At 60.8% G+C, this 13,130-nt stretch carries 12 protein-coding genes; 5 read left to right on the top strand and 7 right to left on the bottom strand.

Translation table 11 applies throughout. The features are described 5' to 3' along the window. Positions 1-125: 125 nt before the first annotated feature. Entirely contained in the window at positions 126-650 is a 525-nt protein-coding gene (locus tag H4V96_RS22040) for a FixH family protein (protein WP_010393913.1), read from the top strand. A gap of 109 nt (positions 651-759) precedes the next feature. Here H4V96_RS22040 and fnr read toward each other — a convergent pair whose 3' ends face one another. After that, positions 760-1,518 carry a fumarate/nitrate reduction transcriptional regulator Fnr gene (fnr, locus tag H4V96_RS22035; protein WP_196856501.1) on the bottom strand — a complete coding sequence of 253 codons (759 nt, stop codon included), beginning with the start codon at positions 1,516-1,518 and terminating at the stop codon, positions 760-762. A gap of 239 nt (positions 1,519-1,757) precedes the next feature. Between fnr and H4V96_RS22030 the strand changes: the two genes are divergently transcribed. Continuing rightward, positions 1,758-4,844, top strand: coding sequence for a response regulator (locus tag H4V96_RS22030; protein WP_280721162.1), 3,087 nt, complete (start codon positions 1,758-1,760; stop codon positions 4,842-4,844). Between the two features lie 99 nt (positions 4,845-4,943). Here the strand turns inward: H4V96_RS22030 and H4V96_RS22025 are convergent, their stop codons facing one another. From H4V96_RS22025 to modA, 4 genes are read right to left on the bottom strand one after another with little or no spacing between them, the layout of a single operon-like run. Next, the gene (locus tag H4V96_RS22025) at positions 4,944-5,741 is read right to left on the bottom strand and encodes a TOBE domain-containing protein (protein WP_196856525.1); all 798 of its coding nucleotides are present in this window, start codon (positions 5,739-5,741) and stop codon (positions 4,944-4,946) included. Between the two features lie 10 nt (positions 5,742-5,751). Continuing rightward, positions 5,752-6,453, bottom strand: coding sequence for an ATP-binding cassette domain-containing protein (locus H4V96_RS22020; RefSeq protein WP_196856524.1), 702 nt, complete (start codon positions 6,451-6,453; stop codon positions 5,752-5,754). 17 nt (positions 6,454-6,470) lie between these two features. Continuing rightward, complete coding sequence (gene modB, locus H4V96_RS22015) at positions 6,471-7,142, bottom strand: molybdate ABC transporter permease subunit (RefSeq protein ID WP_196856499.1); 672 nt, start codon at positions 7,140-7,142, stop codon at positions 6,471-6,473. Between the two features lie 17 nt (positions 7,143-7,159). After that, positions 7,160-7,930 carry a molybdate ABC transporter substrate-binding protein gene (modA, locus tag H4V96_RS22010; RefSeq protein ID WP_196856498.1) on the bottom strand — a complete coding sequence of 257 codons (771 nt, stop codon included), beginning with the start codon at positions 7,928-7,930 and terminating at the stop codon, positions 7,160-7,162. 139 nt (positions 7,931-8,069) lie between these two features. Between modA and H4V96_RS22005 the strand changes: the two genes are divergently transcribed. Together H4V96_RS22005 and H4V96_RS22000 are read left to right on the top strand one after the other, a co-directional pair. Continuing rightward, complete coding sequence (locus tag H4V96_RS22005) at positions 8,070-9,302, top strand: putative DNA modification/repair radical SAM protein (RefSeq protein WP_010393895.1); 1,233 nt, start codon at positions 8,070-8,072, stop codon at positions 9,300-9,302. Beyond that, positions 9,299-10,762, top strand: coding sequence for a UdgX family uracil-DNA binding protein (locus H4V96_RS22000; RefSeq protein ID WP_196856497.1), 1,464 nt, complete (start codon positions 9,299-9,301; stop codon positions 10,760-10,762). The genes H4V96_RS22005 and H4V96_RS22000 overlap by 4 nt, the downstream gene beginning before the upstream one ends. Here the strand turns inward: H4V96_RS22000 and H4V96_RS21995 are convergent. After that, entirely contained in the window at positions 10,714-11,727 is a 1,014-nt protein-coding gene (locus H4V96_RS21995; RefSeq protein ID WP_196856496.1) for a bile acid:sodium symporter family protein, read from the bottom strand. The two genes, H4V96_RS22000 and H4V96_RS21995, sit on opposite strands and share 49 nt — an antisense overlap. A gap of 285 nt (positions 11,728-12,012) precedes the next feature. Here H4V96_RS21995 and H4V96_RS21990 point away from each other — a divergent pair, with 285 nt between their 5' ends. Then, positions 12,013-12,456: a hypothetical protein gene (locus tag H4V96_RS21990; protein ID WP_196856495.1), complete on the top strand. Its 444-nt coding sequence runs from the start codon at positions 12,013-12,015 to the stop codon at positions 12,454-12,456. 65 nt (positions 12,457-12,521) lie between these two features. On the opposite strand, the gene H4V96_RS21985 is transcribed toward H4V96_RS21990, so the two are convergent. After that, positions 12,522-12,884: a BON domain-containing protein gene (locus H4V96_RS21985; RefSeq protein WP_196856494.1), complete on the bottom strand. Its 363-nt coding sequence runs from the start codon at positions 12,882-12,884 to the stop codon at positions 12,522-12,524. Positions 12,885-13,130: the final 246 nt, after the last annotated feature.

Below are 13,130 nucleotides of genomic sequence, written 5' to 3'. Positions count from 1 at the left end.
CTCGGGTCTGACCCCGGCATTTCGCCGTTGGGCCAGCATCAAACATGCGTTAGCTTTACTTTATTTTCAACCCAGAAGCAAAAGCTGGGGTCAGGCCCAAAGGGCCTGCCCTCAAGGAGAACAAAATGTCCGACAGCCTCAAGCTGCAAGCACCCGTTGCACCATGGTACAAGCATCGCTGGCCTTGGCTGCTGATGATCGGTCCCGGCCTGTCCATGGTCGTTGGCAGCTGCATGGCGTATATCGCGTTTACGCAGCCCGATGCGCTGGTGGTGGGCGATTATTACAAGCAGGGTAAGGCCATCAACCAGGACTTGCGACGCGACACGGTCGCCAGCAAGCTGGCGATGGCTACCAGCCTGTCCTATGACGTGGCGTCGGCGCGTCTCAGTGGTTCCGTGCGCAGCGTCGGCAAGGCTTACCAGGGTCCGTTGCAGCTGCACCTGGCGCATGCGACCCTGCCGGAAAAAGATATCAAGCTACTGGTGCAGCCCGATGCGGCCGGCAACTTCTCAGTAGCGCTACCGATGCTAGAGCGCAGCCGCTGGCAAGTGCTGGTGGAAAACGACAAACGCGAGTGGCGCCTGTCCGGCATCTGGACCTGGCCACTGCAGCGCAGCATCGCGCTGCAGGCGGATGCAGAACTATAACGTACAGCGCCGGGAAAAAACCGTAGCGAGCGGCAGTGATTTGTGGCTAAGAGCACAGCGAGCATCTCAGGCCGCAAAGCGCGACGCGCAGCAGGTTTTGACGGTGCTATTATTTGCAGGCGTCCGTGCCGGCCGTAATGGCCTTCAATATTGCCGGCTGCAAGATCTCGATCTCGCGGTTGGAAACGCGCAGCCAGCCTTCCTTCTTAAACTTCGACAATAAGCGGCTGACGCTCTCGATGGTCAACCCCAGGTAGTTACCAATTTCCTCGCGCGACATGCGCAGCTGAAATTTGCTGGCCGAATAGCCGCGCGCTTCATAACGCGAAGCCAAGTTGACGATAAAGGCGGCAAAACGCTGGGTCGCCTGCATATTGCCCAGTAACAGCATGACACTTTGCTCGCGCGTGATTTCCTGACTCATCATGCGATGGAAATGGCGCAGCAAGGTTGGCATATTACCCAGCAATTGTTCCAGGCTGGAAAATGGAATTTCACACACTTCACTATCTTCCAGCGCCACCGCATTACAGTGGTGGCGGTCGGCGCTGATGGCATCCATGCCCAGCAGTTCGCCGGCCATCTGAAAACCCGTCACTTGCTCTTCGCCGCCAGGATTGATCTGGTACGTCTTGAAATGCCCCAGACGAATCGCGTACAAGTTCTGGAACGAATCGCCGATGCGAAACAGCGAGGCACCACGCACAATCTTGCGACGACGGCCGATGATCTGGTCTAGCCTGTCCATGTCGCCCACATCGAGACCCATCGGCAGGCACAATTGATGCATGCTGCAAGTCGAACATCGCGCACGCAATGCTTCCACGTTCACTGCGGGCAAGGTGAGAGTGAGGAGCGCTTCAGTCATGTCGGTACCTTTTAGAAAATGCAATAACAAGTTTACTGCATACAGAGTTGCCGTGTGCCAATTTCAGCGTAATTTCGGTGAATAAACGACGTCCATCCTTTAATTATATGGCAACATCGTCAAAAGCCCATACGGGGAGGGCAATTTACTCAGCGCCGCTTGCAAAGTTAATGTATTGATAGGAGAATTCTTGAAGGCGTTATCTGCCGTCTGTGCCGCCCGGTACTCAAAAGGACATCATGAAGCCTCTCGGCATTAAAGCAAAAGTCGCCCTGGCCACCAGCCTGACCTCGATCGCCATGATCGCGCTGGTCACCATGATCCAGGTGCAGCACATGCGCGACGACTTCAGCCAAGTACTGCTGGGCCAGCAATACTCGCTGATCACGCGTACCGCTGCCGAGCTCGACGACAAGCTGGGCATGCTGCTGCAGATTGTCACCCTGACGGCCAGGCAGCAGCCGCCGGAATTGATCGCACAGCCCGCCCAATTGCGCCAATACTATACGCGGCGCTCGATGCTAGTCCTGTTCGACGATGTACTGGTACTCGACGCGCAAGGCGCCATCGTGGCCGACATGCCGCTCGTCAAGGGGCGCGCAGGCATCAACGTCACCGAGCGCGAGTATTTCCAGACCGTCCTGCGCACGCGCCTACCCATGATCACCGAGCCAATGCTGAGCAAGTCGAGCGGCATGCCCATCGTGCAAATGGTCGCACCCGTCATGGCCGCCGATGGCCAGGTGGCCGGCATGGTGGTCGGCGTGCTGCGTTTGTACAAGGACAACCTGCTGGGGCGCCTGCGCTCGGAAAAAATCGGCAAGAACGGCTATTACTCGATTCTCACGCGCGGCGCCGTGCCGCGCTACGTGCTGCACCCCGACCCCAGCCGTTTGCTGCAGCCGCGCCAGCCGGACACCAATCTGGCGACCACCGCGCTGCTGAAACAAGATGGCGAAGGCAGCATGATCAGCACCGACAGCCGCGGCATCACGGCCGTCAACAGCTTCAAGCGCCTGAAATCGGTGAACTGGCTGCTGGCTACCTCGCTGCCCGTCGATGATGCCTTCGAGCCGTTCGATGGTGTGCTGTACCGGCTGGTGCTGTGGGGCATCCTCGCTTCGCTGCTGGCCGCTTTTGTTCTGGGCTGGCTTACCGTGCGCCTGCTGTCGCCGCTGGTACGCCTGCGCGACACCCTGCAAGCGCTGCGCACCAGCGGTAGCCGTTTCAGCCCGGTACCGGTGCGGCAGCGCGACGAGATCGGCGAACTGACGGAAGCGTTCAACGACCTGATGAGCGAACGCGATCGCCTGCAGCAAGAGCTCGAAGCACGCGCGGAGGAGTTGGAACAGGAGCGCGACCGGGCCGAGGCGGCCAACCGCGCAAAGAGCGACTTCGTAGCCAATATGAGTCATGAAATCCGCACACCCCTCAATGCCGTGCTGGGCATGGTGTACCTGCTGGGAAATACCAAGCTCGACACGGAACAGCGCAAGTATCTGACCATGGTGCGCGTGGCGGGCCAATCACTGCTGGGCATCCTCAACGACGTGCTCGATTATTCGAAGATCGAAGCGCGCCGCATGGAATTGTCGCCCGTCGAGTTCGACCTCGATGAAGTCATGAATTCCCTGGCCACGACGATGACCATGAATGCGGGCAAAAAGGAGCTGGAACTGGCCATCGCCGTCGAGCCCGACGTGCCGCGGTGCCTGGTAGGCGACGCCCAGCGCCTGCTACAAATCCTCGTCAACCTCGCTGGCAACGCCATCAAGTTTACCGAGAACGGCGAAGTGGTGGTGGCCGTCAGCAAAGCCGAAAGCGGGAAAGGGCGCGCCTGGCTGCGCTTCGAAGTGCGCGACACGGGCATAGGCATGACGGAACTGCAGCAACAGCAGCTGTTTGCCGCGTTTTCACAGGGCGACCAGAGCATCACGCGGCGCTTCGGCGGCACGGGCCTGGGCCTGGCCATCAGCAAGCAGCTGATCCACATGATGGGCGGCGACATCGCCGTCGCCAGCAGCGAAGGCAAGGGCAGCCGCTTCTCTTTCAGCGTGCCATTCGAGATGCTGGCGCAAGCAGCCGAAACGCGGCGCACGCCAGCCTTGGGCCAGCTGCGCCTGCTGGTAGCCGACGATAACCGCACCGCGCGCGAACTGATCGTCAAGCTGATCGAAGCGTGGGGCTGGCAAGCCGACGAAGTCGATTCCGGCTTTGCCGCCATCGAACTGTACCGAGAACGCCTGGCACAGCAGCAGCCCTACGATGTGGTGCTGGCCGACTGGCACATGCCCGTGATGGATGGCCTGGCTACGGCCAAGGCCATCCGCCAGGCGGCCGGCGGCCAGCGCCAGCCCATCGTAGTGATGGTCAACGCCTTCGCCCGCAACCATCTGGAAGCGATCTCCAGCGCGGCCGAGGCCGATGTCGTGCTGATGAAGCCGATCACAGGATCGAGCCTGTTCGATGCCCTGCACCAGGCGTTGATCGCCAAGAACGACGGCGACGTGCAGCGCATCCTGCACCAGCCGCTCGGCACGCAACTGACCGGCGTGCATTTATTGCTGGTGGAAGACAACCATTTGAACCAGGCGGTGGCACGCGGCATCCTCGAACACATGGGCGCCACCCTGGACGTGGTGGGCGACGGCTTGCAAGCGGTGGAACGGCTGCGCACCGAAGCGCTGCGCTACGACATCGTGCTGATGGACATGCAAATGCCCGTCATGGACGGTTTTAGCGCCACCCACATCATCCGCACGGAACTACGCTTGAACTTGCCCGTGATCGCCATGACGGCAGGCGTGCTGGCGTCCGAGCGCGCGCGCTGCATGACAGCCGGCATCAGCGATTTCATCGCCAAACCCGTGGTGGTGGAAGAGATGATGGAAGTCATCCTGCGTCATCTGCATAAGCACCCGCCCATACAGACAGCCGAGCAGACAGCCGAGCCGGTAGCCGTTGCCGATGAGGAAGTATTTTCCATGGCACCGCTAATGCGCGTGATGGGACGCGATGCGAAAGGGCGCGGCGTGCTGCGGCGCATGGTGGAAGACGCATTGAGCAAAGGCATGAAGCCCGTGCGCGACGCCGAAACAGCGTTGCAGGCTGGCCACCACAGAGACGTGGCGCGCATCCTGCACAGCGTACGCGGCTCCGTTGGCACCCTCGGCACGAAGCGCCTGATAAGCGCCGCGTTTGCTACCGAGGAAGCCATCGACGCGGGCCGCGTGGACGAGGTGCCGGCGCTGCTGGCGCACACGGCGCAGGAACTGGAGCAGGCGCTGGCGGCAGCGTCCGCTTGGTTGTCCAGGCTGAACGATTAAAAGAGTAGGTCGGATTAGCGCATGCGCGTAATCCGACATGATACGCCAACAATATTGTCGGATTACGCGGCGTGCCGCCGCTAATCCGACCTACGCAATTTACGCCGGCACGCCCAGAATCACGCTCGATGCTTTGAACAGCGCCGTCACGCTGCTGCCGAGGGCGATGCCCAGCTCGATGCAGCTCTGCTGCGTGATAATGGCCGCCAGCGTGCCGCCGCGCGGCAAGTCCAGTACCACCTCCGTGTTGACGGCGCCCGTCTGCACCCGCGTGACTATGCCGCTCAGCTGGTTGCGCGCCGAATAGCGCGCCCCTGCGCCCTCAAGCACGAGGATAATCGACGAAGCCTTGATCAGCGCAAACGCTTCCGCGCCCGGCACCAGGCCCAGGCTCTCGCTGCTGCCCTGCGTGACGACGGCAACGATATGCTGGCCTCCCGGCAATTCCAGGGTCACTTCATCGTTGACGGCGCCGCGTTTTAGTTCGGCAACTTTGCCCAGGAATTGATTGCGTGCCGTGGTTTTCATGGCCATTCTGCGTATGAGTAAAAGATCGTCGGCCATGCCTTCCGCCTGGCTGCCCAGTTGGCGCAGGTAGCGCGCATGCTCACGCTCGATGATGCGGAAATTGTCGACCAGCTGACGCCCGCGTGGCGTCAGCCGCGTGCCGCCGCCGCCCTTGCCGCCAGTCAAACGCTCGACCAGTGGCTCGCCAGCCAGATTGTTCATCGCGTCAATGGCGTCCCAGGCCGCCTTGTAACTCATCTTGACGAGTTTGGCCGCCTGCGTGATGGAACCACACTCGGCGATGGCACCCAGCAATGCCACGCGACCGGCGCCGCCCAGGTGCTCGCCGCCCACCGTCATCCATACGGAGCCTTGCAGGCCGATTTCCATTGCCGCCGATTTATCCAATGTGTTCACCCCGTGCCCTATTTTCTTCCATGCTGTCAATTTTTCCGTCACGCATGTACAACACATGCTCCCCCAAGATGCGCGCATCTTCCGGATCATGTGAGATCAGGATCATGGGCACCTCCAGGCGCTGCTGCCACTGGCTCAGTTCCAGACGCATGCTGACGCGCAAGGCCGGATCGAGGGCGGCGAACGGTTCGTCGAGCAGCAGCGCGTTTGGTTCGGCCACGAGTGCTCTCGCCAGCGCCACTCTTTGGCGCTGGCCACCGGACAACTGATCGGGGAACTGCTGCGCCAGTTCCTGCAAATCAAACGCAGCCAGCCAATGCTCGACCTGGTCCAGTTTTTCGCGCGCGCGCGGGTTGAACCAGCCCCGGCTCAGGCCAAAGCCCACATTCTGGCGCACCGTCAGGTGCGGGAACAGCGCGTAATCCTGGAACAGGTAAGCCACGTTGCGCTGCTGCGGCGGCAGATTGATGCCGGCGGCGGAATCGAACAGCGTACGCCCATTTAAGCGGATATGGCCCGCCTCTGGCGTGAACAGTCCGGCAATGGCTTTCAGGGTCATGCTCTTGCCAGCGCCGGACGGACCATACACGGCGATGCGCTGGCTGCTTGAGGTGCATTGCACCTGCAAGTCAAAGTGACGTTTGCCGGAGCGCAAGGTGGCGCGAATGTCGAGATCGAGTTGCATGGGCATCGTCGTCAGCGTCATTTGTGCGCGATGCGCCCGGACGCCAGGCGACCAGCCGACAGCAGCACCACGATACACACGCCAGAGATAATCAGCACCAGGGTGTTGGCCACGTCGTCCTGGCCCGCCTGTACGGCTTCATACACGGCGACCGACAGGGTTTGCGTCTTGCCGGGAATGCTGCCGGCCACCATCAGGGTGGCGCCAAACTCGCCCAGCGCGCGCACAAAACCGAGCAACACGCCAGCTAAGATACCGCGCCAGGCGAGCGGCAAGGTGACGCGGACAAAGACGGCGATTTCAGAAATGCCCAGCACGCGGGCCGCCTGCTCCAGCTGGCCATCGACCGCCTCGAAGGCGGCGCGCGCCGGCTTGAAGACGAGGGGAAAAGCCACCACGGTCGAAGCGACGACGGCACCCTGCCAGGTAAAGATGAGGTTGATGCCGAAATTGTCCTGCAGCCAGATGCCCAAGCTGCCGCGCCGGCCCAGCAGCACCAGCAGGTAATAGCCGAGCACGGTGGGCGGCATCACCATCGGCAGGGTCAGGACGGCATCGAGCAATTCACGTCCGGGAAAACGCGTGCGCGCCAGCAGATAGCCGGTACCGATGCCAAGCAACAAATTAAGCGCCGTGGCCCAGGCCGCTACTTTGAGCGACAGGGCCAGCGCGGTCCAGGCGATATCCATGCAGGCGCGTGCTTACATTATGGTTTTTTGAATCCGTAGCGCGCCAGAATGGCTTGCGCCGGCGCCGTCTGCAGATAGTTGATGAAGCGCTTCGCATCAAGAGCATTGCTGCTGCCCTTGATGCTGGCAATCGGGTACAGCACGGGCGAGGCCAAAGGCACGTCCAGCACGACCTTGACCTTATCTTGCATGATGGCCGCGTCGGTGGCATAGACAAAGCCCGCATCAACTTCGCCACGCGCCACGTAGTCGAGCGACTGGCGCACGTTCTGCGTGCCGATGGCTTTCGGCTGCACGGCTTCCCACAGATGCGCCTTTTTCAGCGCACTTTCCGCATAGCGGCCGACAGGCACGCTGGCAGGATTGGCAATGGCCACGCGGGTCACGCCCTTGCGCGTCAAGTCGTTCAAGCTATTGATGCCCAACTTGCTATCGTGCGGCACGATCAGCACCAGGCTGTTGCTGACGAAATCCTGACGCTCGGCCGCCAGCACCAAGCCCTGCTTTTGCGCCGCATCCATGGTTTCCTGGTCGGCCGAGGCAAACACATCCACCGGCGCACCCTTGACGATTTGTTGCAGCAGCACGCCCGAGGCGGCAAAGTTCAAGGACACCTTGCTGCCCGGATACTGCGCCTCATAGCTGTGCGCCACATCCTTGAACGCATTCGTCAGGCTGGCCGCAGCCGATACCAGCACTTCGCCGGCACAGGCGGACGAAGCGGCAGTGGCGAGCACAGGGGCCAGCAAAGCAGTGCCAAGCAGGCGGGCGAAAGAGGTGAGGCGCATGATCGTATCCTGATAAAGTGACGCTGCACAAGAGGCGTAATATACACCTATATATAGCGCTATGTCATGCTGCAAGTCAGGACAGCACAAGCTCGATTCCCTGCTATACTGTATATAAACACAGTATATCGAGGCGCCCATGGAACTGACAGACAAGCTGGAAATCCTGGCCGATGCGGCCAAGTACGACGCGTCCTGCGCCAGCAGTGGTGCGCCCAAACGCGATTCCATCGGCAAAGACGGCTTTGGCGCCACCTCCGGCATGGGCATCTGCCACAGCTACACGCCGGACGGGCGCTGCGTCTCGCTGCTGAAAGTACTGCTGACCAATTACTGCCTGTACGATTGCCAGTACTGCATCAACCGGCGTAGCTCGAACGTGCCGCGGGCGCGGTTTACGGTGGCCGAAGTGGTCAAGTTGACGAGCGACTTTTACCTGCGCAACTACATCGATGGCCTCTTCCTCAGTTCCGGCATCATCCAGTCGGCTGACTACACGATGGAGCAACTGGTGCAGGTGGCGCGCGAGTTGCGCGAGGTACACCAGTTCCGCGGCTATATCCATCTGAAAACCATTCCCGACGCCGATCCGGCCCTGATCGCGCAGGCGGGCCGCTACGCCGACCGGCTCAGCGTGAATATCGAATTGCCGACGCAAGACAGCGTACAAAAGCTGGCGCCGGAAAAGAGCGTGCATACGATTAAACTGGCGATGGGCACCATCCGCCGCAAGCTCGATGAAAAGGCGGAGGAACCGCGTTCTCCGCGCTTCGCGCCCGCCGGGCAAAGCACGCAGATGATCGTCGGCGCCGATGCCAGCGACGACCAGCAAATTCTTTCCACAGCCGAGACGCTGTACGGCAGCTATAAACTCAAGCGCGTGTACTATTCAGCCTTCAGTCCGATTCCCGACAGCCCGAAAAGCGTGCCGCTGGCGCCGCCGCCCATGCTGCGCGAACACCGCTTATATCAGGCAGATTTTCTGCTGCGCAGCTACGGCTTTCAGGCCAGCGAACTGCTGCCCGCCACGGGCGGCAACCTGGCGCTAGACATCGATCCCAAGCTGGCCTGGGCGCTGGCGCACCGCGAACATTTTCCACTGGACTTGAACCGCGCGGCCCAGCACATGATCGCGCGCGTGCCCGGCATCGGCTTGCGCAATGCGCAACGCATCGTCGACCTGCGCCGCTTGCGGCAGGTACGCTATGCCGATTTGTCGCGCCTGCGATGCAGCATGAAAAAGATTGCGCCGTTCATCATTACGGCCGACTACTTTCCCACGCGCGACACCAGCACCTCGGAACAGCTGCGGCGCGCCATGACGGAGGTGCCGCAGCAAATGAATTTATGGCCCGAACTGCAGGCGGCATGAGCCCTGTCGTCCGCCTGGCGCAGTCATTCGACGCGTGGCGCGCGGCCGCCCGGGAATTGATCGCGCGCGGCGTGCCACCTGCCGACGTTACCTGGCAGTCGCAAGCGGGCGAGGGCGACCTGTTCTCGCTCATGCCAGACGATACGGATGCCAACGCGCCCCTGCTGCGCCTGCCGCGCCAACTGGTGGAATTGCTGGAAAGCGCCGCCTGTTTCAGCACCCCAGACCGCTGGGCCTTCCTGTACCAGGTGCTGTGGCGCTGGCAGCTGGGCCAGCAAGACGTGCTGTCGCACGCCGACACCGACGGTGCGCGCCTGCACGCCATGGTCAAGGCGGTACGCCGCGAGGAACATGACATGCACGCGTATGTGCGCTTCCGCGAGCGGGCCGAAACTGAAGGCGCGCCGCGTTTTGTCGCCTGGTTCGAACCGACGCACGAGGTGCTGCCACAAGTGGCGCGCCACTTCGCCCGCCGCATGGGCAGCATCAGCTGGATGATCGCCACGCCCACGGCCACCATGCTGTGGGACGGCGCGAGCATGCACGCCGGCCCCGCATTGCTGCGCGGCGCGGCCGATATCGACGATGCGGGCGAAGCCCTGTGGCTGACGTATTACCGCAGCATCTTCAACCCGGCGCGCCTGAACGCCGACCTGCTGCGCAGCCATATACCCTCGCGTTTCTGGAAGAACTTGCCGGAAGGCGCCATCGTACCGGCCATGGTCAGCGGCGCCGCGAATGGCGCACGGCGCACGGGCCAGAGCGCCAGCGTGGGCCAGCGCAACGGCGCCAACATGATCGCGATTTCCGCCGAGCGCGCCCAGCCCGCGCGCGACGCGCCCAAGACACTCGACCAGTGCCGCCGCTGCGAACTATGGGAATCGGCCACCCAGGCCGTGCCCGGCGTGGGGCCGCCACAGGCGCGCATCATGCTCGTCGGCGAGCAACCGGGCGACCAGGAAGACCTGGTGGGCCTGCCCTTTGTCGGCCCGGCCGGCGCGCTGCTGGAGCAAGCCATGCAGGAAGCGGGCATGGCGCGCGACAGCATCTATCTGACCAACGCCGTCAAGCATTTCAAGTGGGAAGCACGCGGCAAACGCCGCCTGCACAAGACACCCGCGCAGCGCGAAATCCTCGCCTGCCACGGCTGGCTGGAAGAAGAAATACAAGGCGTCCAAGCGCAAGTGATCGTGGTACTGGGCAGTACGGCGTTAAAGTCTGTGCTGCAAGATGGCTCTGCCAGCATAACGCCACGGCTTGGCACGCCCCTCCAGCACGACGGGCGCTGGGTGGTGAGCGTCTATCACCCGTCGTATGTACTGCGCGCGCCGGACGAGGCGAGCCGGCGGCAGGCGTATGCAGTGATTGTTGCCGGGCTGCAGCAGGCGCTGCGGCTACTACAAGTACAGGATCACAGCGTCGACGCCGGCACTTCCACGACCTCGTCGCGCCTTGCATAGCGCTGCGCAATCACGGCGCAGATCATCAGCTGAATCTGGTGGAACAGCATCAGCGGCAAGATCACCATGCCCAGCGAGTGCGTGGCAAACAATACCTTGGCCATCGGCACGCCGCTGGCCAGGCTTTTCTTCGAGCCGCAAAAGACGATGGCGATTTCATCTTCCTTGGAAAAACCCAGGCGGCGGCTGATGAAGGTCATCAGGCACAGGACCAGCGCCAGCAGCACGATGCTGAACAGGCACAGCGCGATCAGGGTTTCCACCGAGACAGTCTGCCACAGGCCTTCGCTGACGGCCTCGCTGAAAGCCGTGTAGACCACCAGCAAAATGGAACCCTGATCGAAGAATTTCAGCATGGCCTTGTGGCGGTCGACCCAGCGGCCTATCCAGCGGCGCAGGAACTGGCCAGCCAGGAAAGGCAGCAGTAGTTGCATGACGATGGACAGCACCGCATCGAGCGACGACTTGCTGTCTGCGCCTTTCGCCACCAGCAAGCCCACCAGGATGGGGGCAAGAAAGATGCCGATGAAGTTCGAGGCCGAGGCGCTGCAGATGGCCGCTGGCACATTGCCGCGCGCCATGGCCGTCAAGGCGATCGACGACTGCACGGTAGATGGCAGCGCGCACAGGAACAAGATGCCCACGTACAGCTCAGGCGTGAGAAAGGTCAGCGCCAGCGGGCGCAGGGCCAGGCCCAGCAAGGGGAACAAAATGAACGTGCTGGCCAGCACCAGCACGTGCAAGCGCCAGTGCATGACACCGGCCACCACGGCTTCGCGCGACAGCTTGGCGCCGTGCAAGAAAAACAGGGCGCCGATGGCGACGGTGGTGACGTGCCCGAAGACCAAGGCCGTCGTGCCCGTGCAAGGCAGGAAACTGGCCAGGGCCACGGTGACGAGCAGGGCGATGGTGAAATTATCGGGTTTCAGATTGCGCAACAGGGCAGCGGGGGAAAAAGAAGACATGCGGTAGCCTGGTAGCGGCCCAGCCTTGCAACACTGCGCCATGGATGACAAAAAGCGCCGGAAACGGCGCCAGTGCTGGCTATTCTACCGTTGATCTGGATTCCTCATCGGTAAAAATCATACAACGAGAATGACCGTAGATTTGCTACGAAGCCGATGTGTACTCCCAATGATTCATCAAAAAAGAAACAAAATTTCCACAATTAAAATATTTTCATAGATAAATAAACAATGCCAAATTACACTAGTTTGTTTTAAAAATTACAACGACACCTAGGGTAAAACATGTATAAATTATCTGTTGTTTTAGCATCACTGGCATTGACTGGCTGCGCATCCGTCGCGGGGGAAAAATTTCAGCCTGTATCTATCCAAACCATTCATGAGAGCAAAGAAGTGTCCGGCATTGGTTGCAATCTCAGCAACGATGCAGGCAACTGGTTCGTTGTCAGCCCTGGCAGCGTTATGGTGCATAAGAGCACCGGCGACATGATCGTCGACTGCAAAAAAGGCAATTTATCTGGAAGTTCGACTCTGGTATCGAAGTCGAATGGCGCCGTATGGGGCAATATTCTACTGGGTGGCGGCATCGGCTACATTGTCGACCGGAACACCGGCGCTGGCTTTGATTATCCCAATACGACGACAATCCAAATGCGGGACATCGCCATAGCCCCGGTGGCACTGCCGCCCCCGCAAGCGTCTGCCGAAACTGTCAAGACCAACTGAAATAGACAAAAAAATGCCCTGTCCGCAGACAGGGCAACCCGGAGTAAAGTACAGCGCGAGGGCGTTTAACCGGCGGCTTTGACTTTCAGCTCGTTCTTGATTTCTTTCACGCCGCTCACGGAAGCGACGATCTGCACGACGCGGTCACCCGCTTCGGCGCTCGGTACATCGCCCGACAGGACGACGACACCTTGCTGGGTTGCTACCTTGACTGGCAGGGCAGCGGCTTGCGCATCGGCGCTCAGGGCGGCCTTGGCCGAGGAAGTAATGGTTTCATCAGGGACGGCGGCGGCGGCGTTGGCGGCCACTACCGTGTCAACAGGAGCTTGTGCTTTTGACGCGGAGTCAGCTGCATGCGAAGCGGTGACCGAGGCGCCCGACAGTACGATAGCGGCGACCAGGGTGTTGAACAGTTTCGATGTTTGCATGGTAGTTCCTCTCAATGAAGTTAAAAGCTTTTATTTGGCGATAGCAATAAAAAGCAACAAAACAGCAACACTTTGTAGCGTCACATCTACCCATACAGCAAGCACCATGCCAGCTTTTAAATTGCATTAAAAATCAACGACTTACAGCCAAACTCGATTTTTCCAGGGCTTTTCCGCCGGATCTGGCCCGAAAAGCGGGACTTTTTGTCGCCTGACGACGACAGCTTGTGGCAAGTGAATCAATAT

The organism is Janthinobacterium sp. CG_23.4 (genome assembly GCF_029892305.1).
Classification (GTDB): Bacteria; Pseudomonadota; Gammaproteobacteria; order Burkholderiales; family Burkholderiaceae_D; genus Janthinobacterium; species Janthinobacterium lividum_D.
This window is presented reverse-complemented; position numbering and strand designations above follow the sequence as displayed.

Bases quoted from the DNA above. Each gene is read 5' to 3' on its own strand.
- H4V96_RS21995 (WP_196856496.1), bottom strand. From the start codon at position 11,727: ATGTCTTCTTTTTCCCCCGCTGCCCTGTTGCGCAATCTGAAACCCGAT.
- H4V96_RS22005 (WP_010393895.1), top strand. From the start codon at position 8,070: ATGGAACTGACAGACAAGCTGGAAATCCTGGCCGATGCGGCCAAGTAC.
- modB (WP_196856499.1), bottom strand. From the start codon at position 7,142: ATGGATATCGCCTGGACCGCGCTGGCCCTGTCGCTCAAAGTAGCGGCC.
- fnr (WP_196856501.1), bottom strand. From the start codon at position 1,518: ATGACTGAAGCGCTCCTCACTCTCACCTTGCCCGCAGTGAACGTGGAA.
- H4V96_RS21985 (WP_196856494.1), bottom strand. From the start codon at position 12,884: ATGCAAACATCGAAACTGTTCAACACCCTGGTCGCCGCTATCGTACTG.
- H4V96_RS22000 (WP_196856497.1), top strand. From the start codon at position 9,299: ATGAGCCCTGTCGTCCGCCTGGCGCAGTCATTCGACGCGTGGCGCGCG.
- H4V96_RS22020 (WP_196856524.1), bottom strand. From the start codon at position 6,453: ATGCAACTCGATCTCGACATTCGCGCCACCTTGCGCTCCGGCAAACGT.
- H4V96_RS22040 (WP_010393913.1), top strand. From the start codon at position 126: ATGTCCGACAGCCTCAAGCTGCAAGCACCCGTTGCACCATGGTACAAG.
- modA (WP_196856498.1), bottom strand. From the start codon at position 7,930: ATGCGCCTCACCTCTTTCGCCCGCCTGCTTGGCACTGCTTTGCTGGCC.
- H4V96_RS21990 (WP_196856495.1), top strand. From the start codon at position 12,013: ATGTATAAATTATCTGTTGTTTTAGCATCACTGGCATTGACTGGCTGC.
- H4V96_RS22030 (WP_280721162.1), top strand. From the start codon at position 1,758: ATGAAGCCTCTCGGCATTAAAGCAAAAGTCGCCCTGGCCACCAGCCTG.
- H4V96_RS22025 (WP_196856525.1), bottom strand. From the start codon at position 5,741: ATGGAAATCGGCCTGCAAGGCTCCGTATGGATGACGGTGGGCGGCGAG.